The 25,865-nt window shown below is 46.9% G+C and carries 23 protein-coding genes; 11 read left to right on the top strand and 12 right to left on the bottom strand.

From position 1 onward, the window contains the following. Window positions 1-5 precede the first annotated feature (5 nt). A complete protein-coding gene (gene uspE, locus CWI76_RS02820) occupies window positions 6-935 on the top strand; it encodes a universal stress protein UspE (RefSeq protein WP_126758843.1) in 930 nt (309 codons plus the stop codon). A gap of 46 nt (window positions 936-981) precedes the next feature. Continuing rightward, window positions 982-1,935, top strand: coding sequence for a tRNA 2-thiocytidine(32) synthetase TtcA (gene ttcA, locus CWI76_RS02825; protein ID WP_126758844.1), 954 nt, complete (start codon window positions 982-984; stop codon window positions 1,933-1,935). Here ttcA and CWI76_RS02830 read toward each other — a convergent pair. Next, complete coding sequence (locus tag CWI76_RS02830) at window positions 1,910-2,740, bottom strand: glucosaminidase domain-containing protein (RefSeq protein ID WP_126758845.1); 831 nt, start codon at window positions 2,738-2,740, stop codon at window positions 1,910-1,912. The genes ttcA and CWI76_RS02830 overlap by 26 nt on opposite strands. Before the next feature lie 2 nt (window positions 2,741-2,742). Then, entirely contained in the window at window positions 2,743-3,555 is an 813-nt protein-coding gene (locus CWI76_RS02835) for a DUF2189 domain-containing protein (protein ID WP_126758846.1), read from the bottom strand. A 124-nt stretch (window positions 3,556-3,679) separates the two neighbouring features. Here CWI76_RS02835 and CWI76_RS02840 point away from each other — a divergent pair, with 124 nt between their 5' ends. The 5 genes from CWI76_RS02840 to CWI76_RS02860 are packed head-to-tail and all read left to right on the top strand — an operon-like array spanning window position 3,680 to window position 8,645. Further along, entirely contained in the window at window positions 3,680-4,297 is a 618-nt protein-coding gene (locus CWI76_RS02840) for a pseudouridine synthase (RefSeq protein WP_126758847.1), read from the top strand. Window positions 4,298-4,346: 49 nt separating this feature from the next. After that, window positions 4,347-5,468 (top strand): tRNA 2-thiouridine(34) synthase MnmA, encoded by a 1,122-nt coding sequence (gene mnmA, locus CWI76_RS02845; RefSeq protein WP_404409979.1) that lies wholly within the window; start codon window positions 4,347-4,349, stop codon window positions 5,466-5,468. Next, window positions 5,468-6,127 carry a high frequency lysogenization protein HflD gene (hflD, locus tag CWI76_RS02850; RefSeq protein ID WP_126758849.1) on the top strand — a complete coding sequence of 220 codons (660 nt, stop codon included), beginning with the start codon at window positions 5,468-5,470 and terminating at the stop codon, window positions 6,125-6,127. Before mnmA ends, hflD begins: the two co-directional genes overlap by 1 nt. Further along, window positions 6,127-7,500 (top strand): adenylosuccinate lyase, encoded by a 1,374-nt coding sequence (gene purB, locus CWI76_RS02855; RefSeq protein WP_126759363.1) that lies wholly within the window; start codon window positions 6,127-6,129, stop codon window positions 7,498-7,500. The genes hflD and purB overlap by 1 nt, the downstream gene beginning before the upstream one ends. Further along, window positions 7,497-8,645, top strand: coding sequence for a cupin domain-containing protein (locus CWI76_RS02860; RefSeq protein WP_126758850.1), 1,149 nt, complete (start codon window positions 7,497-7,499; stop codon window positions 8,643-8,645). Before purB ends, CWI76_RS02860 begins: the two co-directional genes overlap by 4 nt. On the opposite strand, the gene CWI76_RS02865 is transcribed toward CWI76_RS02860, so the two are convergent. Next, entirely contained in the window at window positions 8,642-9,064 is a 423-nt protein-coding gene (locus tag CWI76_RS02865; RefSeq protein WP_126758851.1) for a DUF4826 family protein, read from the bottom strand. The two genes, CWI76_RS02860 and CWI76_RS02865, sit on opposite strands and share 4 nt — an antisense overlap. Window positions 9,065-9,287: 223 nt before the next feature. Between CWI76_RS02865 and CWI76_RS02870 the strand changes: the two genes are divergently transcribed. Next, on the top strand, window positions 9,288-10,331 hold the full coding sequence (locus CWI76_RS02870; protein ID WP_126758852.1) for a Glu/Leu/Phe/Val dehydrogenase dimerization domain-containing protein: 1,044 nt from the start codon (window positions 9,288-9,290) through the stop codon (window positions 10,329-10,331). Here the strand turns inward: CWI76_RS02870 and ydiJ are convergent. Continuing rightward, entirely contained in the window at window positions 10,328-13,390 is a 3,063-nt protein-coding gene (gene ydiJ / locus CWI76_RS02875; protein ID WP_126758853.1) for a D-2-hydroxyglutarate dehydrogenase YdiJ, read from the bottom strand. The genes CWI76_RS02870 and ydiJ overlap by 4 nt on opposite strands. A gap of 29 nt (window positions 13,391-13,419) precedes the next feature. After that, the gene (ppsA, locus tag CWI76_RS02880; protein ID WP_276567245.1) at window positions 13,420-15,801 is read right to left on the bottom strand and encodes a phosphoenolpyruvate synthase; all 2,382 of its coding nucleotides are present in this window, start codon (window positions 15,799-15,801) and stop codon (window positions 13,420-13,422) included. A gap of 131 nt (window positions 15,802-15,932) precedes the next feature. Between ppsA and ppsR the strand changes: the two genes are divergently transcribed. After that, entirely contained in the window at window positions 15,933-16,760 is an 828-nt protein-coding gene (gene ppsR / locus CWI76_RS02885; protein ID WP_126758854.1) for a posphoenolpyruvate synthetase regulatory kinase/phosphorylase PpsR, read from the top strand. Here the strand turns inward: ppsR and CWI76_RS02890 are convergent. From CWI76_RS02890 to htpX, 3 genes are read right to left on the bottom strand one after another with little or no spacing between them, the layout of a single operon-like run. Next, window positions 16,757-17,587: a DUF1338 domain-containing protein gene (locus CWI76_RS02890; protein WP_126758855.1), complete on the bottom strand. Its 831-nt coding sequence runs from the start codon at window positions 17,585-17,587 to the stop codon at window positions 16,757-16,759. The two genes, ppsR and CWI76_RS02890, sit on opposite strands and share 4 nt — an antisense overlap. 28 nt (window positions 17,588-17,615) lie before the next feature. Further along, on the bottom strand, window positions 17,616-18,974 hold the full coding sequence (locus tag CWI76_RS02895; protein WP_126758856.1) for a class II 3-deoxy-7-phosphoheptulonate synthase: 1,359 nt from the start codon (window positions 18,972-18,974) through the stop codon (window positions 17,616-17,618). Between the two features lie 16 nt (window positions 18,975-18,990). Next, window positions 18,991-19,863: a protease HtpX gene (gene htpX, locus CWI76_RS02900; RefSeq protein WP_126758857.1), complete on the bottom strand. Its 873-nt coding sequence runs from the start codon at window positions 19,861-19,863 to the stop codon at window positions 18,991-18,993. Between the two features lie 150 nt (window positions 19,864-20,013). On the opposite strand from htpX, the gene pepE reads away from it, so the two are divergent. Then, window positions 20,014-20,718 (top strand): dipeptidase PepE, encoded by a 705-nt coding sequence (gene pepE / locus CWI76_RS02905; RefSeq protein ID WP_126758858.1) that lies wholly within the window; start codon window positions 20,014-20,016, stop codon window positions 20,716-20,718. On the opposite strand, the gene bioD is transcribed toward pepE, so the two are convergent. The 4 genes from bioD to bioB are packed head-to-tail and all read right to left on the bottom strand — an operon-like array spanning window position 20,713 to window position 24,423. Beyond that, the gene (gene bioD / locus CWI76_RS02910; protein ID WP_126758859.1) at window positions 20,713-21,447 is read right to left on the bottom strand and encodes a dethiobiotin synthase; all 735 of its coding nucleotides are present in this window, start codon (window positions 21,445-21,447) and stop codon (window positions 20,713-20,715) included. The genes pepE and bioD overlap by 6 nt on opposite strands. Before the next feature lie 2 nt (window positions 21,448-21,449). Further along, the gene (locus tag CWI76_RS02915; protein WP_126758860.1) at window positions 21,450-22,235 is read right to left on the bottom strand and encodes a methyltransferase domain-containing protein; all 786 of its coding nucleotides are present in this window, start codon (window positions 22,233-22,235) and stop codon (window positions 21,450-21,452) included. Beyond that, window positions 22,232-23,365 carry an aminotransferase class I/II-fold pyridoxal phosphate-dependent enzyme gene (locus CWI76_RS02920; RefSeq protein WP_126758861.1) on the bottom strand — a complete coding sequence of 378 codons (1,134 nt, stop codon included), beginning with the start codon at window positions 23,363-23,365 and terminating at the stop codon, window positions 22,232-22,234. The genes CWI76_RS02915 and CWI76_RS02920 overlap by 4 nt, the downstream gene beginning before the upstream one ends. Window positions 23,366-23,382: 17 nt before the next feature. Beyond that, the gene (gene bioB / locus CWI76_RS02925; RefSeq protein WP_126758862.1) at window positions 23,383-24,423 is read right to left on the bottom strand and encodes a biotin synthase BioB; all 1,041 of its coding nucleotides are present in this window, start codon (window positions 24,421-24,423) and stop codon (window positions 23,383-23,385) included. Between the two features lie 121 nt (window positions 24,424-24,544). Here bioB and bioA point away from each other — a divergent pair, with 121 nt between their 5' ends. Further along, the gene (gene bioA / locus CWI76_RS02930; protein ID WP_126758863.1) at window positions 24,545-25,828 is read left to right on the top strand and encodes an adenosylmethionine--8-amino-7-oxononanoate transaminase; all 1,284 of its coding nucleotides are present in this window, start codon (window positions 24,545-24,547) and stop codon (window positions 25,826-25,828) included. Window positions 25,829-25,865: the final 37 nt, after the last annotated feature.

Below are 25,865 nucleotides of genomic sequence, written 5' to 3' on the forward strand. Positions count from 1 at the left end.
GATTTATGACTTGCGTAAAGAAAATACTAGCCGTTTTAGATGCCGATCGGCAGCAACAAAAAGCTTTAAATCGCGCCATACACCTCGCTCGAATTAGCGGCGCGCACGTCACTTTCATGATATCTATCTATGATTTTTCCTACGAGATGACGACCATGTTGGCCGCGGATGAGCGCAATACAATGCGTGATAGCCTCATCAACGATCGTAAAGTGTGGATTAACGACTTACTTGAAGACTACAACACCCGCGATATCAATTTTGACGTAAAAGTGCTGTGGCATAATCGTCCATTTGAGGCCATCATCGAAACTGCAATGGAAGGTCATTACGACATTATTGTTAAAGCCACGCATGAGCGTGAAGGCTTAGCTGCGTTGTTGTTTACCCCGACTGATTGGCACCTATTGCGGAAAGCGCCGTGTAAAGTGTTGCTAGTGAAGGAACACGATTGGCCTGAGCATGGAAAAATACTTGCAGCAATCCACACCACTGGTGAGCATGATCATCATCGTTCGCTTAATCGCCAAGTAACTGAAGCGGCGATAGATTTTGCAAACTGCTTACAAAGCGAAGTGCACTTAGTTAATGCGTTTCCCGGTGCACCTATTACCATCGCAGCAGAAATACCTGAATTTGATACTACAAATTACCGTGAAACAATTGAAGATAATCATAAAGTTGCACTAGCTGAGCACGCTATGCCCTATCATATTCCACCAGAACAACAACATGTGCTTGAAGGCCTCCCTGAACAAGTTATTCCAGAACTCGCTGATGAACTCGATGCCGAATTGGTCGTTCTTGGCACCATTGGCCGTACCGGCTTTTCTGCTGCGTTATTGGGAAATACTGCAGAACACGTCATCGAATCGATTAATTGCGATTTATTGGCCGTAAAACCTGAGGGATTTGTGTCGCCAATTAAGTTATAATCGCGCCCGTTTTTCTCGAATCAACGTTTAAGTAGTTAAGGTGTTCATGAGCGCAGCAACAACGACGGCACAAGCCAAAAAGCAACAGTACAACTTTAATAAGTTACAAAAACGCCTTCGGCGCACCGTTGGCGAAGCTATCCAAGATTTCAATATGATCGAAGATGGTGACAAAATCATGGTGTGTCTATCTGGCGGTAAAGACAGCTATACGTTGCTTGATATACTTCGTTTTTTACAGCGTATTGCACCGGTGAAATTCGAGATTGTTGCGGTCAATTTAGATCAGAAGCAACCAGGCTTCCCTGAACACATTTTGCCAGAATATTTAGCCGCTGAAGGCGTTGATTTTCGCATTATCGAAGAAGACACCTACAGTATTGTAAAAGAGAAAATCCCTGAAGGGAAAACCACATGCTCGCTCTGCTCGCGCTTGCGCCGAGGCATACTGTACCGCGTAGCGGAAGAGCTCGGTGCGACAAAAATTGCACTTGGTCACCATCGTGATGACATGTTAGAAACGCTGATGCTCAACATGTTCTATGGTGGCAAAATGAAATCGATGCCTCCTAAATTGGTCAGCGATAACGGCAAACACGTTGTGATCCGCCCTCTTGCCTACACACGTGAAAAAGACATTGCCAAGTATGCAGAACATATGAACTTTCCAATAATTCCATGTAACTTGTGCGGTTCACAGGAAAACCTGCAGCGAAAAGTTATCAAAGATTTATTGAAGCAATGGGATCGTCAGTACCCTGGCCGCATTGAAAGCATGTTTACGGCACTGCAAAATATTGTGCCATCGCACTTGGCCGATGCTGAACTCTATGATTTCAAAAATATTCAAGCAACCGGCGAAGCGAACGCGGATGGCGACCAAGCATTCGATCACAGCGCGCCGACAGAGTTTTTGAATTACCGCGATGAAGAAGATGATGCTGCCGACCAAGAACAAGCCGGCGGCAATGGCGTTATTCGGGTGCTGAATTTGAGCTAGGCTCAAGCACATCGATAATTATTGGGCGATTAACGCGTATCATGGCGTTCAATTCATGTATGTATTCTTCGCCCCGCTCTGAATAGCTAAGCAACCCAGGCGTTAAATCGAGCGCTCGAACATCAGCCCCTGATGCGCGTTTTTCGGCGCGCAAACGACGTAATTCAAAATACGCAGGATGCGTATTAATATTACGCAAATAGCTTCTTACTGATGCATTCACCGAGGTGAATTTGCGCACCTCATGATTCATACCATCAATTCGAGAGTCCGGCACTAAGCCGCAGCCTTTGCGGAAGCACCATTGACCAAAGAAATTGAGCGCTTCGGTGGCAAAGCGTGACGTGCCCCAACCTGACTCATTTGCCGCTTGAACCAGTACTAACGCTTCAGGCACCACGTCAACACGGCGCAACAAAACGGCTAATGTCGCTTCATAATCGCTGGTGTCTACTTCAACATTGTAACGCTTAGCAATCGTTGCGAACTTTTTAGTTTGCTCATTCGACAGTTTTTTGCCCGCCAGCAAATGCTCTTGAATACGAATAACTTGCTCACGCTCTTGTTCAATTGTCGAATTTTCTGCCTGAACAATAGGCGCTAAAAAACCAAAAAATGCCTGTTTCTTATCACGCACATCGGCAATTTGATTAAAATTAGGCACCTCTGTGATGGTGCTAACTTGTGGTAATTTAACAGTTGGTTCCGGTTCATTAGTACTTTCTGGTTGTACGTGCAGTTGTGTTGGCAACCAAACTGCCAACACAACCAAAACGACAGCAACAATCCAGCCTAAAAATCGCATAATCACTCCGTAAATTCGTGACTTATTTGACTGTTATCTGTGCACCCAACAAGGGCATTATAGACAACACCAATTGCGTTAAATGCCATTGGTAACGTAAATATCAAACCTAGTAATAACGGTAGTGCACTTATCAATACAATAATGCCAACCAACACCATCAATCCGAGTACGGGGAACATCGCTTTATTGATCACCATAAATGATGCAATCAAAGCGCGAGACGCGGTCAGTTGACGATCAATAATAAGTGGTACGGCTAACATCATGACCAGTTGCAAATAAATTGCCGCAAGAACACCGAGCACAATTGCAAGCGCAACGTTTATAAACGAAACGACGCCAATGATAATTCCAACACCTAATGCCATAATGACAATCTTAAACAGTGCCACCAACATCAGCTGAGGTGCAAACTGTAATACGCCACGTAGCTTGGCAAAGCTTGGTTTTTGGTCAATAGCATTCAACATTCCAACAAAAACCAACATCGCTGTGAATGGTGCCAAAATAAGTTCTTGTAGCACACTACTTATCGCAAGATTGCCGAGATTTACTTGTTCCCAGTCGATATTCTCCGGGTTCGCCATGGCTTGCTCGTCGTATGGTAGTAGCGTCATCAATATTTCAGAAACCACCATATTCAATACCATCACACCAATAAAGACGCCGAGCATCCATGGTAGTGAACGCAGGGTTATATCCCATGAACGTTGTAATAAAGGACCAATCGTTAATTTGATCTCACCACGTAACGCTCGGCTGAAGTCGCCAGCAGCTAACTGAGGTGCCGTATTATTTGAGTTATTTGACACGCGTTTATTCTCCATAATGTGTTTCATAGGCGATTATACGGTAAGCCCTTAGCGCTTACCAATGCCATTACGCTGAACTTGTGGGATAATGTGTTTCTAAATTTTGTCAATTCAAGGAGTTCTTGTGAACACGGGTAAACCGCAGCGTCGATTTTCAAGGCGCAAAGCTAAACCAAGTCGTCCTCGCCCAGCTAACCCTAAACTCGTACTCTTGAACAAACCGTATGGCGTATTAAGTCAATTTTCTGGCTCCGACGACGAACAAACATTGAAGGGTCTTGTGCCATTTAACGATGTGTACCCTGCTGGTCGCCTAGATAAAGATAGCGAGGGGTTACTGTTACTAACCAACGATGGTGATCTTCAACACAAGATTAGCCACCCAAAGCATAAGATGACAAAAACGTATTGGGTACAAGTTGAGGGAGTTCCAACAGAATCAGCATTGCAACAGTTGCGCGACGGTGTTGAATTAAATGACGGTATGACACTACCTGCCGAAGCTTTCATTATGGACGAACCGAACAACCTTTGGCCGCGAAATCCCCCCGTACGTGAACGCAAAAGTGTTCCTGACTGCTGGCTTTGTATCAAAATCAGCGAAGGTCGCAATCGGCAAGTACGTCGAATGACGGCTGCTATCGGTCACCCAACACTTCGTCTCATTCGAGCTGGCATAGGTAAATGGTTGTTGCGTGGATTACAGCCAGGCGAGTGGCGCGAAGAGCCCCCAGTATGGTAAAATCCGCGGCCATTATGAACCGTGAGTGTAATTGAAGTAAATGTCTGTGATGCCAAGCGAAAACGCCAACAAAAAAGTTATCGTCGGAATGTCAGGTGGGGTCGACTCATCCGTATCTGCGTACCTACTCATGCAACAAGGCTATCAAGTTGAAGGCTTGTTTATGAAAAATTGGGAAGAAGACGATACCGATGAATATTGTGCTGCCGCCAGCGATTTAGCTGACGCTGAGGCGGTTTGCGAAAAATTAGGTATTCCATTACACACCGTTAATTTCGCTGCAGAGTATTGGGATAATGTGTTTGAGTACTTTTTAGAAGAGTACCGTGCTGGACGCACGCCAAACCCAGATATTATGTGCAACAAGGAAATTAAGTTTAAGGCTTTCCTTGAGTTTGCCGCAGTAGCCTTAGGTGCCGATTACATCGCCACCGGACATTATGTACGCCGGCGCGAGCAGAACGGTAAGTTTCAACTATTGCGTGGTCTCGATAGCAATAAAGACCAAAGTTATTTCCTCTATACGTTGGCGCACTCACATGTTGCTCAAACCCTGTTTCCAGTTGGTGAACTTGAAAAGCCAGAGGTGCGACGCATTGCTGAAGAACAAGGACTGGTAACCGCCGACAAAAAGGATTCAACTGGTATTTGCTTTATTGGTGAACGCAAATTCAAAGATTTCTTACAGCAATATCTTCCGGCGCAACCTGGTCCAATTGAATCAGTTGACGGGGTTGAACTTGGCCAACACGAAGGCTTGATGTATCACACTCTGGGGCAACGTAAAGGCCTGCATATAGGCGGCCTTGCCGATGCCAGCGATGAGCCTTGGTATGTTGTTGATAAAGATGTCGCACGAAATGTTTTGGTTGTAGCACAGGGCAAAAACCACCCTCGCCTATACTCGACCGGTTTAATTGCAGGACAATTGCACTGGGTCGATCGTGAACAGCCCCAAGAACCATTTACCTGCGTCGTAAAAACACGCTATCGCCAGCAAGATATTCCTTGTCGCGTCACTCCAATGCCTAATGGCTCGGTTCAAGTTGAGTTTGATGAGCCTGTCGCAGCAGTTACGCCTGGCCAATCGGCGGTCTTCTATCAACACGAAGTTTGTCTGGGTGGCGGAATAATTGAACGGCGCCTTGCGGATCATGAGGTATTACTCTGATGTCGGCCTTACAACGCGATGAATGGTTTGAACGCGTGATTGCACTAGCTGCCCTTACCCAAGCAGCGGCGGCGGTGAAGCAAGTAGCGCGATTCGGCAGTATTCGCGAAGTCAATGCGGGTCGTGTCATCATGGATAGCATACTCAATCAAAACCCTGATAGCGTCAAAGCGATGTACCCCAATTTGAGTGAACTACGCCTTGGACTCGAGAGTTTATTGCAGCAAATTGGGGCGACGCGCGACAAAGACGTGGAAGTCACCCGCTATGTTGTCGGTATTCTCGCTTTGGAGCGCCGCTTAAGTAACTCCAGTAAAGCATTGCAGGAATTGAGTCAGCGCATTACGCAGATGCAGCGACAAAAGAATGATTTTCAGTTTAGTAACGATACAATTATCGCGAGTATGGGAAGTACCTACAGCGATTTAATTTCGCCATTAGGCCAGCCATTAAAAATTAATGGCAAACAAGAATTTTTGCAGCAACCTAGTAACCAGCATCTTATTCGTGCCCTACTCTTAGCCGGGGTGCGAAATGCCGTATTGTGGCGGCAACTTGGCGGCAAACGTCGCCATTTCATTTTCAATCGACAGCGTATGGTACGCATTGCCCAGCAACTTCTACGCGAATTACGTGAGCACTCGGAGCCTTTATCATGATGAATCTTTCTGCACTAACCGCCTTGTCGCCCGTTGATGGCCGCTACGGTAGCAAAGCCGCTGCCTTACGCCCTATGTTCAGCGAATATGGACTCATCCGAAATCGCGTGGTGGTAGAGATCCGTTGGCTTCAACAGTTAGCTGCTGTCGCAGAAATAGCTGAAGTACCAGCACTATCGAATGATGCGAATGCATTCTTGCAGGGTATTATCGATAATTTCTCTGAGCAAGATGCACAGCGAGTGAAAGATATCGAGCGTACCACCAATCATGATGTGAAAGCCGTTGAATACTTTTTGAAAGAGAAAGTAGCCGAGCACAATGAGCTAAATGCGATTAGCGAATTCATTCACTTTGCTTGTACCTCAGAAGATATTAATAACCTGTCTCATGCACTGATGTTGCGTGAAGCGCTTAATGAAGTCATGCTACCAAGTATGCGTGAACTTACCGCAGCCATTAAAGCTTTAGCGATTGAACATAAAACGGTGCCAATGATGGCTCGCACTCATGGTCAGCCAGCAACCCCGACAACCATGGGTAAAGAGATGGCGAACGTTTTTGTTCGTCTCCAACGCCAGTTAGAGCAACTTTGTGCGGTGCCTTTACTCGGTAAAATTAACGGTGCGGTTGGTAACTATAATGCGCATTTAGCGGCCTACCCGAACGTAAACTGGCATCAGGTATCCGAGCAATTTGTAACCTCACTCGGCCTTAGTTGGAACGCCTACACCACGCAAATTGAGCCGCATGATTACATTGCCGAGCTATTTGACGCAGTAGCACGTTTCAATACGATTGTGATCGACTTTAACCGCGATGTGTGGGGTTACATTGCCCTGAATCATTTCAAACAACGCACTATTGCAGGTGAAGTTGGTTCATCAACTATGCCGCATAAAGTTAACCCGATTGATTTTGAAAATTCAGAGGGGAACTTGGGTCTTGCCAACGCGATCATGGCGCATTTGGCGCAGAAGCTTCCAGTAAGCCGCTGGCAGCGTGACCTTACCGATTCAACCGTGCTGCGTAACTTAGGCGTCGGCTTCGCCTATGCATTAATTGCTTATCAAGCAACTTTAAAAGGCATCAGTAAGCTTGAAGTAAACGCGGATAACTTGTTACGTGAGCTCGACTCGAACTGGGAACTCTTAGCTGAACCAGTACAAACTGTTATGCGTCGTTATGGCATTGAAAAGCCATACGAAAAACTCAAAGAATTGACGCGCGGCAAACGTGTTGACCAAGCGGCCATGGCAACGTTTATTGATAACCTAGACATGCCTAATGCGGCAAAAGAAGAGCTTAAACAATTAACACCGGCAACCTATATTGGTCGAGCCATTGCCTTTGTTGATGAGCTTGACGCATGAGCTTAACCTTGAACTTAGACCCCCGCGAGTTTTTACGCGAGGCGTGGCAGAAACAGCCGCGCCTCATTCGCGGTGCGTTTAGTCAATTCAATGATTTAATCGAACCAGAGATTCTTGCCGGTCTTGCGCTAGAAGAAGGTGTCGATTCGCGTGTCATCGAGAATCATGACAACACTTGGAACGTGGTGCACGGACCGTTTGAGTCGTATGAAGAATTTGGCGAAGAAGGTTGGACCTTATTGGTACAGTCGGTGAACGAATGGGTACCTGAAGTACAACAACTCATAGCCCCATTTCGCTTTCTACCTGACTGGCGCATCGATGATGTGATGATCAGTTTTGCTACTGAAAATGGTGGTGTCGGCCCCCACTTAGATCAATATGACGTATTTATAATTCAAGGTTTAGGTCGTCGTCACTGGCAAGTTGGTGCACGAGTTACCAATGCCAACGAGCATTGTCCGCACCCCGACTTGAAGCAATTGGCGGATGAATTCGAGCCGCTCATTGATGTGGTGCTTGAACCTGGTGACATGCTATACATTCCAGCAGGATGCCCTCACAACGGCATTGCGCTTGAGCCAAGCCTGAATTACTCGGTCGGTTTTCGCGCCCCAAATGCAGCGGAATTTGGCGCTTCAGTTGCCGATACCCTAAGCCAGTTGAACGAAGTGAAATTACCGCGCTATCGTGACGCTGAACAAGATGACTTTGGTTCTGCGTTCGTTGTCGATGCGAAGCAGCTCGCCCATGCGCGCGAGTTTCTATTCCAATCATGGCAACAGCTCGACCTCGACCATGCTTTGTTGCTGGTAATGTCGCAAAGTAAACGACCATTACCGCAACCAGAAGGCACGATTACTCCTGACGAATTAAATGAATTAGCAGAGTCGGAAGATACTTTACTTGTCCGCACGCCTGGCGCGAGAATTCTATTAGGCCCAAATCAAGACATGCTCTATAGCAATGGCGAAGCGTGGCCTATTGAGCAAAGCCTACTCTCATTTGCACGCGTACTGGGTGAGTTATGGGATGACTTGGCGTTGACGAATATCGCCGACCATTTGACAAATAAAGAGGCCGCAATTTTATGTTGCGACCTCATTAATGCTGGTATCATCGATGTGGTAACGCAGCAAGATTAATCTTGCTGCTGCCACAAATCTTTGCTTGTACTTAATTGATACAAATTCTCTGCACGATTCACGAGATAATTTGCATAGCGTTGCTTTTCAGGATCGTTTTGAGCCTGTTGTAACACCCCTTCAGCTTGCATTTGCCAACGCAACGCGAAATAACGCATGGCATCGCGGGCATCTTTTGCTGCTTTCTCACCGATAACGTCAGTTGGTACATCACCGTTAATAACCCATAACGTTTTCTTATCTTGCGTATTAAATTTCCACACCGCGACATACGGCGCTAGATAACGGCTATCTTTCGATAAAATTTGGTCGCTAATAATTCCCTGTTCCGCCAAATATTTGTTAGCGGCCTGAAAATGCTCACGAACCCAAGCTGACACTTGTTCTTCGGTCATTGCTTCAGGTTGTTGTTCTGCCATAGTTAATTCTCGCTTTACTGCTTGTTATTCGTTGTTAAATACACTGTAAACACCCAGTCATACTACCGCTTTCAAGCGCAAACGCAACGGTTTTTCTGGGTGTAAACTTTGCTTGCAACAGTTGACGTAAACGTTAACAGTTTATTTCAGTAATTCACTAGCGAAATACCCGTCAAAATGATAATGTTCGCGCAATTTTTGGGATGAACGAGGAATACCTAGAATGTCTCTATTCGAACACAAAGAGTTCGACCAACACGAACAAGTCGTGTTTTGTCATGATAAAGAAACAGGTTTGAAAGCAATCATTGCCATCCACGACACCACGCTTGGCCCATCATTAGGCGGAACTCGCTTGTGGAATTATGCATCTTCAGCCGAAGCGCTAACTGACGTACTTCGTCTGTCTCGCGGTATGACTTACAAAAGCGCCCTAGCCGGCTTGCCACTTGGTGGCGGTAAAGCAGTTATCATTGGCGACGCTAAAACAATTAAAACACCAGAATTAATGCGTGCCTATGGTCGTTTTGTCAACTCGCTCAGCGGTCGTTATATCACAGCCGAAGACGTGAACATTCGCACCAGCGATATCGCTTATGTCGCTGAAGAAACTAGCTACGTAGCTGGGACCGCAGAAAAAGCAGGTGATCCTTCACCTCATACTGCGCTTGGTACTTATTTAGGTTTAAAAGCTGCGGCGAAGCATAAATTCGGTAGTGACAACCTCAATGGCTTGAAAATAGCTGTTCAGGGTCTTGGCGCTGTTGGTTACGACTTTGCTGAATACTGTGCTAAAGAAGGTGCTCAGTTATTCGTAACCGATATTAACGAGGAAGCTTGTCAACGCGCAGCGGAAGAACTGAACGCTACTGTTGTTGGTTTAGATGACATTTATGGTCTTGATGTAGATGTTTATGCGCCATGTGCTCTTGGCGCTACCGTTAATGATGAAACGCTGAAGCAAATTAAAGCGAAAATCATTGCAGGTAGTGCAAACAACCAATTAGCGACACCTGCTCATGACAAAATTGTGATGGATATGGGCATCTTGTATGCACCAGATTACGTCATTAACGCCGGTGGTGTTATTCACGTCTGTAGCGAAGCGGCGAACATGAGCCGTGAAGAAACTGACAAGCGCGTACGCGACATTTACGACACCTTAGATCAAATCTTTACACGTTCGGCTGCTGAAAAGCGCCCGACTGGCGAGATTGCCGATCAAATGGCTCGTGAAGTGATTGCTAAGGCGAAAGCTGCGCGTTAAGCGCAGTTTTCTGCTAACCATTGAAGCGGGTGTAATGCCCGCTTTTTTATGCTCATTCGTTTTATTTGCGAGCGACACGAAAAGCCTGTTGCTAACGTGATAACTTCTGGTTTTTCAACCTTCTGACGCCAGCTCATATCATAAAGTGTTTGGCTAACCTGCTGATTTTCAATTTCATGGCCAAACGTGCCAGCCATACCACAACACCCTGTAGCTTCAACTTGTAGCGGTATTTGCCAGAAATTAAAAATCTGCTGCCATTCGTTGGCTGCTTTTGGCTGTGCTGTTTGTTCTGTGCAATGGGATAATAGCTGTAGCCGTTGCTGTGGCGATTTCATCGCTAATGCTGATGCACGTTCAGGTAAAACACCCAGCAACCATCGTTGCACTAACTGCACACGATAGTTAATCGGTTGACTCGTATAATCGCGATATTCGTCATGTAAACATAACACCGTGGATGCATCGAGCCCAATCATCGGTAGCTCTAATGCTGCAACGTGATTTAGCTGCTTAACAACCGTATCCACCGTGCGGCTAAACTCATTTAAAAAGCCTTTTACATGCTGCGCTTTGCCGTTTCCTTTAAATGCCAAGAGCACAGGTTTATAACCCAACTGTGCTGCAATTTTTCCGAAGGCTTCTAGCAAGTCTGCTTCATAAAAACTGGTAAACGGGTCTTGCACCACCACCACGCATTTTTGTCGCTCTTCAACGGTCAGTTGTGCTAATTGTCTCTCATCTAACTGTGGCCATTGGTGTGCTTTCCACCGCACTGATGTTGAAGGTACTGATAGTTTAGGAGCATCGACATATCCGAACCACTTTCGTGTAATCCAAGCGCTTAGAGGGTTATGGCTAATGAAGTTACTGACGCGTGGCCACTTCGCCATAACACGACCCAATGATTCAACATTCTTGACCAAGTAATCCTTGCTCTGACGGCGATATAAACCGTAATACCAGGCTAGAAATTTAGCACGGAAGCTGGGCACATCAACCTTCACTGGGCACTGGCTTGCGCAAGCCTTACACGCCAAACAACTATCCATGGCGGCTTTAACTTCGTGATTAAAATCAAATTGCTCTGCACTCGGAACTTGTTTCAATAATTCCAAACGCGTTTGCTTCGGAAATCCAGAAGGAGCAAAGTTCTGCGCGGCATTTAAGCGTAACCATTCGCGAATAAGCGTCGCTCGGCCTTTCGGTGAATTACGACGATCGCCGGTTGCTTTAAACGACGGACACATCGCCGAATCAGTGGCATAATTAAAGCATAGGCCATTACCGTTGCAGTTCATCGCCGCTTGGTAATCATCGCGAACACTGACAGGTATTTGTCGGTCATAGTAACCACGTTTGGTGGCATCGACTGAAACCAGTTGCGCATCTGATCCCCAAGGCGTACAAATTTTTCCAGGGTTTAAGCGGTTATCCGGGTCAAAAACGGCTTTAATTTTCTGTATTTCTTGATACAAGGCTTCACCGAAAAAGCTAGGCGCATACTCAGAGCGATAGCCTTTACCGTGCTCACCCCACATCAAACCGCCATACTTAGCAGTCAGAGCGGCTACCTGGTCACTAATTTTACGCAGCAATACTTCGTCCGCAGGATCAGTCATATCCAATGCTGGACGTACATGTAACACGCCAGCATCAACATGACCGAACATGCCGTAATGCAATTGATGCTCATCGAGCAACGTTCGAAACTCGGCAATAAAATCGGCCAACTGTTCCGGTGGCACGGCCGTATCTTCGGCAAAGGCAACTGGCTTTCGACGCCCTTTTGTCGCGCCAAGTAATCCCACCGCTTTCTTGCGCATCGCATAAATCGTTTGAATGCTCGCTGCATCGCGACACACTTGATAGCCAATAATACCTAATTCCGGCTCTGCTTGAATAAGCTTATCAAGCGTTTCGGTTAGCCAATCCACTTTGTCATTGATTTCAGCTTCGTCGACGGCGGTAAATTCCACCATATTGATGCCACGCATCGGTTTATCTGGCACATCTTGTAGCTGCTCAGCTACTTGATGCCAAATAATGTCATTGCGGGCTAAATCTAAAACGTTACTGTCAATGGTTTCAACCGATGTCGCTCTGGCTTTGACTAAAAACGGCGCATTACGTAATGCGGCATGAAAATCACTGTATTTCACGTTCACCAGCACTTTGTGCCGTGGAATAGTCGTCAGGTTCAGGCGTGCCTCAACAATGCAAGCCAAGGTGCCTTCGGAGCCCGCCAATAACCGAGAAATATCAATTTGTTGACGTTCCGGATCATAACAATGCTTTAGATCATATCCGGTTAAAAATCGATTCAACGGCGGGAATTTTTCGTCAATAGCAGTACGCTGTTCGACGCAAGTTGCGATAGCTTGGCGATAAATGGCGGCCTCCAAACTATCTCCGGCTGCAATTTGCTCTGCTTCGGCTAAACTTTTCGGCACCGTGGTGATGCATTCTCCGTTGAGCAAAACTGCTTTTAATTCAAGAATGTGATCACTGGTTTTACCGTAAACCAACGAGCCCTGACCCGATGCGTCGGTATTAATCATACCGCCAATGGTGGCACGATTACTGGTAGATAAATCGGGTGAGAAAAATAGGCCATCTGAACGTACGGCATCATTGAGTGCGTCTTTGACCACACCAGTTTGGCAACGAACCCAGCTGGCTTCCGCATCAATTTCGAGTACGTGATTAAAATAGCGGCTTAAATCAATCACAATACCAGCCGTGAGCGACTGCCCATTGGTACCGGTACCACCGCCTCGCGGTGAAAACTGAATACGACGAAAGGCGTCTTGCTGTGCGAGTGAGAATGCTTGCTGCACCGCCGCAGTAGTACGCGGGTATAGCACTGCTTGCGGTAATTGCTGATAGACGCTGTTGTCAGTTGCTGCAATCAAACGGCCGCTATACGAACCGTCGATATCACCGTCGAAGCCAGCCTGTTCAAGGGCTAACAGGTAATTTTGATAAATAGTTTCGACGCGCGTTTCACGCCGTTCAAATGCTGTAAATACCGGTAATACGTGATCCGAATTCGACATAAAACGCGCTCGCTTATTGCATGTGTCTGTTAAGCGTGATGCTCAGCTAGATACAACCAAGTTTCAACCACCGTGTCAGGGTTTAGTGATACTGAGTCAATGCCTTGCTCAACCAACCAGGCAGCAAAGTCAGCATGGTCTGATGGACCTTGGCCACAAATACCGACGTACTTGCCTTTCTTTTTCGCTGCTTGAATTGCCATAGCTAACATCGCTTTAACAGCTTCATTACGCTCATCAAATAAATGTGCAATGACGCCAGAGTCGCGATCGAGACCCAAAGTTAATTGGGTTAAATCGTTTGAACCAATTGAGAAACCATCAAAAATATCAAGGAATTGCTCGGCTAATAGCGCATTCGATGGCAATTCGCACATCATGATCACCCGCAAACCATTTTCGCCCTGCACTAAGCCTTGCTCTGCAAGCAATTCAATAACTTTTCGACCTTCTTCAAGGGTACGAACGAATGGAATCATGACCTCAACATTGGTCAGTCCCATATCATTACGCACGCGCTTGATGGCGTCACATTCCATCGCAAAACAATCACGGAATTCTTCTGAAATATAACGTGAAGCGCCACGGAAACCGAGCATTGGGTTTTCTTCATGCGGTTCGTACTGACGTCCGCCAACCAAGTTCGCATATTCGTTCGATTTGAAATCAGACATACGAACAATAACGCGCTCTGGTGAGAAAGCCGCAGCTAAGGTGGCAATGCCTTCGGTGAGCTTACCAACATAGTATTCGCGAGGGCTTTCGTAACCTGCCATATAACCACGAATTTGCTCTTGTAACTCTGGGCTCTGTTGGTCGAAGTTCAACAACGCTTTAGGATGCACACCAATCATACGATTGATAATGAACTCCAAACGCGCTAAACCAACGCCTGCATGCGGCAAGCTCGCAAAATCGAAGGCGCGATCTGGGTTACCCACGTTCATCATGATTTTTAACGGTAACGCTGGCATGTCGCCAACATCTGACGTGGTTACGTCAAACTCTAACTCGCCGTTGTAGATGTAGCCTGTATCACCTTCAGCGCACGATACTGTTACCGCAGTACCAGCAACAATCTTGTCAGTGGCATCGCCACAGCCAACCACCGCCGGAATACCGAGCTCACGCGCAATAATTGCTGCATGGCAAGTACGCCCACCTCGGTTGGTCACAATCGCTGAAGCGCGCTTCATGATTGGTTCCCAATCTGGGTCAGTCATGTCCGTAACCAAGACATCGCCTGGCTGCACTTTATCCATCTCTGAAATATCATTGAGAACCCGCGCAACACCCGCGCCAATCTTTTGACCGATAGCACGACCTTCTGCCATCACGTCACTTTTTGCTTTCAATGCGTAGCGCTCAAGCGCTTGACCCGTTTTGTTCGACTGCACGGTTTCTGGTCGGGCTTGAACAATATAAAGTTTGCCGTCGATACCATCTTTCGCCCATTCGATATCCATTGGACGACCATAATGCTGCTCGATAATCACCGCTTGGCGAGCAAGCGCTTCAACTTCGTCGTCAGTTATCGAGAACTTGTCAGACAATTCTGCAGGGATATCGACAATTGAGGTTTGCTTGCCGTGGTCCGTTGCATCGGAATAAATCATTTGGATTTTTTTGCTACCCAAATTACGACGTAATACCGCTGGACGGTTCGCTTTGAGCGTTGGTTTATGCACATAAAACTCGTCAGGGTTTACTGCGCCCTGCACTACCATTTCACCCAAACCATACGATGAAGTAATGAAGACGACTTGATCAAAGCCTGACTCGGTATCAATTGAGAACATAACACCAGAAGCTGCAATATCACTGCGTACCATGCGTTGAATGCCCGCTGAAAGCGCAACACCACGGTGGTCATAGCCTTGGTGAACACGATAAGAAATTGCGCGGTCATTAAACAGTGAGGCGAATACGTGCTTGATCGCTTCCATGATCGCATCAATGCCGCGAACGTTTAGAAACGTTTCTTGTTGGCCCGCAAATGATGCATCTGGCATATCTTCTGCGGTAGCCGAACTCCGAACAGCAAAACTGACTTCATCGTTACCACCGCTCAACTGCTCGTATGCAGCACGAATGGCTTGATCTAATTCAGGCTGGAAAGGGGTTTCGATAACCCATTGACGAATCTTTTTTCCGGCTTCTGCCAAAGCTTTCACGTCATCAGTATCAAGATCGTCCAAAATTTCATGAATTCGTTCATTCACGCCACTTTGCTCGAGAAACTCATTGAATGCTTCTGCCGTAGTTGCAAATCCGTTTGGCACATCAACGCCAGCGCCTGCCAAATGACTTATCATTTCGCCAAGCGATGCGTTTTTACCGCCCACGCGGCCGACGTCATTCATCCCTAATTGATCATACCAAAGCACATAATCTTGTACGTTATTCTGCACGTTGAGTTCCTCGTGGAGTTTTAGCGTGACACAGTCACTTAATTGACTGCCCGGATGGCAATGTATTTTACACACTGGGGCGTCACAAGTTAACATCTTATCCACTTTTATCTGCAAGGATTACTGCCAAAATGCGCACAATTTTTTACATTTCCGATGGCACAGCCCTAACTGCTGAAGCATTTGGCAAAGCCATGCTGTCGATGTTCCCATTAAAAGTCATCCATAAAACCCTGGCGTTTGTCGATACCATTGAAAAAGCAGAGCTGGCGGTCAATAAGATAAATCAAGCGTATCAAGAGTCTGGCGAGCGCCCAATTATCTTTCACACCTTTGTGAGTATTGATATTAAACGCGTAATTACCTCGTCAAAAGGCAGTTGCTATGATTTTCTTGATTACTTTGTCGCGCCACTAAGTAAAGAACTCAACATGGCTGCTCAGCCCAAAACCCACCGTACTCACGGCATTCAAGAAAATAACGATGTCCGGGAAAACTATGATTTTCGCATTGATGCGGTGAACTATACGTTAGCGAATGATGATGGCAGCAATATTTCTGACTATGACGAAGCGGATATTATTTTGCTTGGTGTTTCGCGTACGGGGAAAACCCCTACTAGTCTTTACTTAGCGCTACATTACGGAATTAAAGCAGCAAATTATCCATTGACTGAAGACGATAACATGGAGAATTTACAGTTGCCTAAAGTGCTGAAACCCTACCGGCATAAAATTTACGGGTTGACGTTAGATCCGCAACGCTTGCATGAAATTCGCAGTAAGCGAAGAGAAGGTAGCCGTTATGCATCCATGCAGCAATGCCGTTATGAGTTGCAGGAGGTCGAGAAGATGTACCGCCGCGAGGCCATTCCATTTCTCGACTCAACCCGTTTTTCTGTGGAAGAGATTGCTGCGAAAATTCTTGCAGAAACCAATCTCGAACGGCACCGTTTTTAAGCGCTGCCGTCTTGCTCCGCGCTGGCATCAGCGCGAGCATTGGTGCTTTCAAAGATTTTATCCGCCGACGCTGCGACAAACCCAGTATACAATTGGTTTGGAGCAACTTCGTAACGTTTAGCGAACTCATAGAAACAGCTTGGAACAACCTTTTCCATATCGCTAAAACGCACTGCTGTGTGGTCGGCCATCGTCGATGATTGCTCGAGAAAAACCTCACGCGAACCTTTAATTTCACCACCAGAGGTATTCAAACGGAAACCAGCTTGTTTCAGCGTTTCATTTACTTGCTCAAGTGATTCGTAATCTGGTAGCTCATTTACATTGACTGTGAAGTGGTTTGCACGGAAACCAAACGCCGCCATCCAAGCTGCGTATTCGCTCTCTTCTAGCAACTGTTCATAGTCGGTGCTACTAATTTGCCAATGCGCACCTGAATACAAAAACTCTGGTTTGGCAACATCTGCAGCATCAATTTGAGCAACCAATGATTTTACAATACGTTGCAGCTCAGGCGAGAATTCCTCAACCAGCAACTCAGATATAAAAATCTTCGGTAATGTTGGATCGCTATGCTCAAAGTGTTTCGCGACGAGCTTTTTCGCTTCAAAAGCATAATCGCCACAAGCTTTGTAACCCATGGCTTCAAAATGCTTTGCCAGCGTTTCTAACCGCACTGGAGCCAAGTTAAAAGTACGAAACGCAACGTGATCATTAATGATTGAACGACCTTGACCAAGCACTTGATGTACCTTTGCTGCCGAAGGCGTCAACTTAATGTAGTCATTCCATAAATTGTCAAAAAACTGTTCAACAGAGTGTGACATATACAACTAAACCTCGAAAATGTCAGAGTTAACCGCGACCTTGCCGCGCATCTTTTAGCGATTCGGCAACCAGAAACGCCAATTCTAACACTTGATCAGCATTCAAGCGAGGATCACATTGTGTGCGATAGCGCTGCGTTAAATCTCTTTCGCTAATTTGGTAGGCGCCCCCAGTACATTCGGTCACATCCTCACCGGTCATTTCTAAATGAACGCCGCCCGGATATGTTCCCTCTGCCTGATGTACCGCGAAAAACTGGCGTAATTCTTGGTGAATTGCATCAAAGTTGCGTGTTTTAAGACCATTTTCAGCTTTTACCGTGTTGCCATGCATTGGGTCACTCGACCAAACCACATGGCGACCTTCAGCTTTGACGCGACGCACAATAGCAGGCAACGCCTCCGCCAGTGTATTTGCACCCATACGGGTAATCAGGGTCATACGCCCAGGTTCATTACCTGGGTTCAGTACATCTAACAATCGAATCACATCGTCAGGATGTGTTGTTGGCCCGATTTTCACACCTAGTGGGTTATGAATGCCGCGCATGAATTCCACATGCGCATGATCGAGCTGCCGCGTGCGCTCGCCAATCCAAACCATATGTGCCGAACAATCGTAAGGCAGGCCCGTTAACGTATCAGTGCGAGTTAATGCTTCTTCGTACGGCAGTAACAGTGCTTCGTGCGAAGTAAATAGCTGGGTCTCGTGGATGGTGGCGTTGCTCTGGGCGTTAATGCCGAGAACTTCCATGAACTTCAATGCCGACTGAATCTGCTCTGCAACTCTCAGATACTGTTCTTTAAGCGGATTCGCTTCAACGAAACTCATGTTCCATTTGTGCACCTTGTGCAGATCAGCTAAACCACCCTGCGCAAACGCGCGCAGCAGGTTTAGCGTAGCCGCAGAATGATGGTAAGCATTGATCATCCGCTGCGGGTCGGGTTCACGCGCTTCTGCAGTGAAATCGGCACCATTGATAATATCGCCACGGTAGCTCGGTAGAGCCACGCCATCCACCGTCTCGAAATCACTCGAACGCGGTTTAGCGTACTGACCTGCCATGCGCGCAACCTTGGTGACCGGACACGAACCGGCAAAGGTCAGTACTACCGCCATTTGCAGAATTACCTTGAACGTGTCGCGAATTTTCGGTGCAGTGAAATCGCTAAACGTTTCGGCACAATCGCCGCCTTGCAATAAAAAGCCATGACCTTGACTGACCCGCCCCAACTGACTCCGCAATGCACGAATCTCTTCCGCAAATACCAACGGCGGGAAGGTTTTCAACTGCTGCTCAACCTGCTGCAACGCGGTCTTCGACGCATAATTCGGTTGTTGCTGAATAGCTTTATCCCGCCAGCTACGGGCACTCCAATTAGTCATGACATTCCTTAAATAATTATAAATTTTCTAATGCACGAATACGTTTGGCAAGTGGTGGATGACTCATAAACAATTCACTAAAACTGCGCTTACTTTGAATTCCAAACGCCATCATCGAGCCATCGAGGGTCGATTCTTGTGCACCTTGCAAACGACGTAACGCAGCAATCATTTTTTGCTTACCAACCAAACTTGCTGAACCAGCATCAGCTCGAAACTCGCGTTGACGTGAGAACCACATCACAATAACACTTGCCAAAATGCCGAATACTAATTCAAGCACCATAACGATACCAAAATACGCTAAACCACCGAGGCCTTGGCCATTTTGCGAGTTACTGCGCGTTGCGTTATCGATGACGCCTGCAATTACCCGAGCGAAAAAGATAACAAACGTGTTCACAACACCCTGAATTAAGGTCAGCGTCACCATATCACCATTAGCAATATGACTCACTTCATGTGCCAGTACCGCCTCAACCTCATCTTGGTTCATTGAGCGTAGTAACCCAGTGCTCACCGCAACTAACGAGCTATTCTTACTCGCGCCGGTTGCGAATGCATTGGGTTCTGGCGAATCATAGATAGCTACCTCGGGCATTGGAATGCCGGCTTTTTGCGCTTGCGTCGCGATCGTATTTACAAGCCATTGTTCAGTGCCATTGCGCGGTTGATTAATCACTTGGGCACCTACCGAGCGTTTAGCGAGCCACTTCGACATCGCCAACGAAATAAAAGCGCCACCAAAGCCAAACAGCGCAGCAAATATAAATAATCCTTGGTATTGGGTCGGTTCGACTCCCAGCGCAGGGAGCACGAGATTCATCACCACACCCAAAACGAGTAAAATCGCCAAGTTTGTTGCTAAAAACAGAGCAATCCGAAACATTTCTCAAAACCTCACAATGACCTCAACGGATACCACGATTTATAAGGGCGTTAGCCTTGAAATACAAGGCTTTTAGAATGTTTTTTGATAACTATTTTGATACCCTTTCACAACCAAACCTTTTGCGAGCCGAACGAAGGAGAAAAATCAATGGCTGACGCTCAAATTCTATTACTAAGCAGTTCAAGAGCTGGCGACAGCGACTACCTTGCTCCATGCATCAAACCTATTACTGAGCACTGCGGCCAACGTCGCATCTTATTTATTCCCTATGCTGGCGTCGGCTTCTCTCATGCCGCTTACACCGAGAAAGTGCGCGCAGCACTCGCTCCAGCTGGCATTGAGATATACGGAATTGAGTCGGAAACAGATCCCGTTACTGCTATCAAACATGCTGAAGCTATTATGGTTGGTGGTGGAAACACTTTTCAGTTACTTGCCAAACTGTATGAAAATAAGCTGATTGCACCTATTAGAGCAGCAGTAAAATCAGGCATCCCCTATATTGGTTGGAGTGCTGGCTCAAACATCGCCGGTTTAAGTATTCGTACCACGAACGATATGCCGATTATTGAACCACCCTCGTTTCAAGCATTAAATCTTGTTCCTGTGCAGTTAAATCCTCATTATACCGATTATCAACCACCAGGCTTTCATGGCGAAACCCGCGATCAACGTCTCGGCGAGTTCATGGCAATCGAGCCGAATACGCCGATTATTGCAATTCCTGAGGGTGCTTATCTGCGCATCAACGGTGCTCAAATGCACTACTTTGGCGATGCACCAGGTTATGTTTTTAAGGGCGGTATTAAACAACCAATAATGCCAGAGCAAGCCTGTTCTCAATGGTTATAAATGTAGCATTGCCAGGTTAAGGTGTTCCGCAAGTGTCGTTTCATCCAGGTTTGAGTGAAACGGCACTTCGCCTATACAAGGCGCATCGATCATCCGCTTCAGAGTCTCTAAACTTTCTTGGTAATGTGCCATTTGAACTTTCTGTGGCTGATTCGCAATCCATCCTGCTAGTTTTAGACCGCTTCGTTGTATCGCTTCTACCGTCAATAAAGCATGATTCAAACAGCCAAGTTTCATACCGATAACCAACAACACCTGAGCTTGTAAATGTTTAGCAACGTCAGCCAGAGATTCTTTTTCGTTCAGCGGTACAAGCCAACCACCCGCGCCTTCTATCAGCACTAACTCATGTTGCTTGGACTCATGTTCGGCAATCATTGCAGATTCAAGTTTGGCGATAATGCTGCTTACGGTTGGCTCGCTTTTTACTTGCGAGGCGGCAATGTGGGGTGCAATTGGCGGCGCATAACAATATGGGTTCACCTTGGAATAATTTTCATGGTTTAACTCAATAGCGCATGCGTTCATCAGGTTTAACGCATCACTATTGCGCAATTGTCCATCAACCAACTCGGCGCCAGCTGCAACAGGTTTAAACGGCCAAACTCGATACCCTTGACCACGCAGTGCATGTAGCAACGCACTTGCACAGGTAGTTTTCCCTGCATCAGTATCGGTGCCCGTCACAAACAAATATGCCGGCCTTTTAATTCCATTATTAACAATCATGATTAACCTTTAGTTAATTTAATAAAGCCTATTGTCCACATTAATGGCAGCGCGCCGTCACTAGTGCGATGAGTCTCCATAGCGGTTTCAACCTGGCTAAGGCTCTTTTTGGTCAGCGCTTGTTGAGGCTGTGGTTGGTAGTTGGCACCTATGCCTTTGAGGTCATACAACATGCCACGCACACTTTGATATGGCACCGTTACTTGCTCAACCTCAAATTGCACAGTTACCCCATCAAGCGAACTGAGAATATGTTGTAAGGTTGCGGCTGTGTAGAATCGGTTGTGCCGTGCGGCGCCAGTATATTGCTTAAAGTAATCGGCGAGCGGTAATAATGATCCCGCTAACACCGTACTGGCAACGATACACCCCGAAGGACGTACTGCCTGAAGCCAATGATTTAATGTCGCAGCCAAATCATCAGCCCATTGCACCGCAAGGTTTGCGTAAATTGTATCAATAGATGCGGCGCCAAACGGTAATTGCTCAAGATCGGCTCGCAGCCATAGGTTACTAGGATAATTGCGTTGCGCCTCACTCAGCATACCTGCAGCGATATCAAGACCAATGTAGTCATTTGTACGCGCCAGCAGCGCATCTGTATTTACCGCAGGGCCACAGCCGATGTCCGCTGTCACACCGGTCGTTACAGGTAACCAATCGAGTAACTTGGCCGCACACCAACGTTGTAAGCCATTATGATGCTGATAGGATTGTGCGGCGCGACTAAAATACGCTGCTATCTTTTGTTTATGCGACGGCTCTTGAAGCGAGAGAACAGAAATCACGAGGTTATCTCTGCTCTATCCAGTGAATCTCGACTTGCAACTAAAGCTGCTACGAGATGATCAATTTGAGCTCTCGAGTGCGTTGCAGCAATGGTCATGCGCAGTCGTGAGCTTCCTCGCGGCACGGTTGGCGGACGAATCACGCCACACTGAATACCATGGGTCTTTAGCGCTTGCCCCCAAGCCATCGCTTTAGCATCCTCACCAACAATCAGTGTTTGAATGGCGTGATGGCTATCGCCAATCGGCAAGCCATGCAGTCGACAGCACTCACGAAAATAACCAATATTATCGTTTAAGCGCTGGCGAAGCGTTGTGCCTTCCGTATTTGCCACAACATCAATCGCAGTGCTTACGGCAAGTGCTTGCGCAGCCGGCATCGCCGTTGAATAAATAAATTCTCGCGCATGATTCGTTAAATAATCAATAATCAGCGATGAGCCCACAATTGCGGCACCCATAACGCCTAACCCCTTGCCAAACGTAATCGTTAGTAATGGTACTTGGGCCGCACTAAGCTGTCCTGCCACGCTGCGACCGTCATCACCACAAACACCAATACCGTGTGCATCATCAATCCACAAGTCAGCCTGCAACTGCGCGAGTTCGGTTAATGGCGCCCTATCACCATCCATACTGAAAACGCTCTCGGTTACTAATAAATTCGCTTCCTTTGACAACAATAACTGCTTCGCGTGAGCTACATCATTATGATGAAATCGCTTCCAATGATCGAAATGTCGCACCCCATCAATCAATGAGGCATGACTTAGTTTGTCCAGCACGACGCGTTGATACATTGGTGCCAACACGTGCATCGCGCATTGATTTGCGGCAAACCCACTACTAAACAACAACGCATCTTCGCGTTCCAACCATTGCGCCAGCTGTTCACGCAAATACGCATGCGGCGCTTGATAGCCACTAACCAGCGGCGAAGCCCCACTGCTAGTGCCATATTGATGAATACCTTCGGCATACGCGGCTTTAACCCTCGGGTGCGAGGATAGCCCGAGATAATCATTGCTTCCGAATTGCACTTCGCTCGATTGACGTTGTGTCAACGTTCGATATCGATGCTGCTGACGCAATTGATTCAGTTGAGATGAAAGCTGATTTGCAATATGCATAAACCCAACAGGCCTACTCAACTGACTTCGTAATAACGCACAGGTTGCTGCTGTTCAGCGACAGCATCAGAAATAACCGCTTCATGAACATCATCGCTGTAGTCTTCGTGCGCCAATGGCTTTAATCCAAGCCGCTCAAACAGCGCCAAATCACGATTGGTTTCAGGGTTGGCAGTGGTCAGCAGCCGTTCGCCATAAAATATCGAGTTTGCGCCCGCCATAAAACATAATGCCTGCAATTGGTCATTCATGCTTTCACGCCCGGCCGACAAACGCACAAAGCTTTGCGGCATCAAAATTCGAGCTACCGCGATAGTTCGCACAAATTCAAACGGATCGAGATCATCCAGTTCGGCAAATGGTGTTCCTTGCACTTTAACCAACATATTTACCGGCACACTCTCTGGGTGCTGCGGTAAATTAGCCAATTGCGCCAATAAGCCGGCGCGATCACGACGACTTTCTCCCATGCCAACAATGCCACCAGCACATACTTTCATACCCGCATCTCGCACATTTTGTAACGTCGACAATCTATCGGCGTACGTACGAGTAGAAATAATCTCGCCATAAAATTCCGGGGAGGTATCTAGGTTATGATTGTAGTAATCAAGACCAGCTTGTTTCAGAGCTTGCGCTTGTTGTGGGCTTAACATACCTAACGTCATACAGGTTTCTAAGCCAAGCTCTTTCACGCCTTTTACCATTTCAATTACATACGGCATGTCACGGTCTTTGGGGTTACGCCAAGCGGCGCCCATACAAAACCGACTTGCACCTTGTGCTTTTGCCGCTCGAGCTTCTTCAAGAACTTTCTCAACTGCCATTAACCGTTCTTTGTCCACATCGGTACGATAATGCGCACTCTGTGGGCAATATTTACAATCTTCAGGGCATGCACCTGTTTTAATCGACAATAAGGTACTCACCTGTACCGCATTGGCGTCGAAGTTGGCGCGATGAACTTGCTGCGCTTGAAACAATAGATCGTTAAAAGGTAGCGCAAAAAGAGCCTCAATTTCATTGAGTTGCCAGTCATGGCGAATGACAGCCGACATAGTTAGATCCTTGGATACAACGTTTAAAAATAGTGATTTGATATTGCACAGGGTACGGAGTTTACCTAGACTGTCAACTTTATTTAACTCATTTAAATTACAATCGGCTATTATTTAATCAATGATCACAAATAGCGACTTGCAGTTTGATCGCCAACACATCTGGCACCCTTACACCTCCTTTAGCGAGCCACTTCCGGTGTATCCGGTTGAAGCGGCTGAAGGCTGCGAATTAATTCTTAGCGACGGTACACGATTGATTGATGGAATGTCGTCGTGGTGGGCGGCTATTCACGGTTACAACCACCCGCAACTAAACCAAGCCGCGACTGAACAAATGACAAAGATGAGTCACGTGATGTTTGGTGGTATCACCCATGAACCAGCAATTCGGTTATCGCAAAAGCTCGTAGAGTTAACACCAGCCGGGTTAAATCGTGTGTTTCTTGCCGACTCCGGCTCAGTTTCCATTGAAGTCGCGATTAAAATGTCGGTGCAATACTGGTTTAGTCGCGATCTTCCGCAAAAGAACAGAATGGCGACCATTCGCGGCGGGTATCACGGTGATACCTTTGCCGCGATGTCGGTGTGTGATCCCGTCAATGGCATGCATAGCTTATTTAAAGGTAGCCTCAGAGAGCAGCTATTCGCCCCTATTCCGAATATCGCGCCCGAACAACCGTGGCACGCTGATTATTTAGTCCCACTGGAAAAACTTCTTGAGCAGCATCAACACGAGTTAGCCGCTTTGATTTTGGAGCCAATCGTGCAAGGTGCTGGGGGGATGCGTTTTTATCACCCTGAATACCTGCGCGGCGCGCGCAAACTCTGCGACCAATATAATGTGTTACTGATTGCGGATGAGATTGCAACCGGGTTCGGTCGAACCGGCAAGTTATTTGCCTGTGAGTACGCCAACATCACGCCAGATATTATGTGCCTCGGTAAAGCATTAACCGGCGGCTATCTAACGCAAGCAGCCGTGTTATGTAGCGATGATATCGCCGAGACTATCAGTCGAGGTCCTGCAGGGGGCGCATTTATGCATGGCCCTACCTTTATGGGCAATCCGCTCGCCTGTGCCATTGCCTGTGCCAGCATTGACGTTCTGCTTGATAGCCCATGGCAGCAGCGAATTCATAACATTAACGCGCAGCTTCAAGCGGAACTTGAACCTGCACGACACCTGCCGAACGTAGCCGACGTGCGCTGCTTTGGTGCCATTGGCGTCATCGAGATGAATCACGCAGTGGATGTCGCCGCTGCACAACGCTTATGTGTGCAGCACGGCGTATGGATTCGACCATTTGGGAAACTGATTTACGTGATGCCACCGTTTGTCATTCGTCCCGAACAACTCAGCAAAATCACCCAAACCATGTGCTTACTCGCGGCGTCGGTGTGATTTTCGCTTGAGTCTGGCGCAAAGCAAGGTAACATAT

The organism is Pseudidiomarina marina (genome assembly GCF_003987045.1).
GTDB classification, from domain to species: domain Bacteria; phylum Pseudomonadota; class Gammaproteobacteria; order Enterobacterales; family Alteromonadaceae; genus Pseudidiomarina; species Pseudidiomarina marina.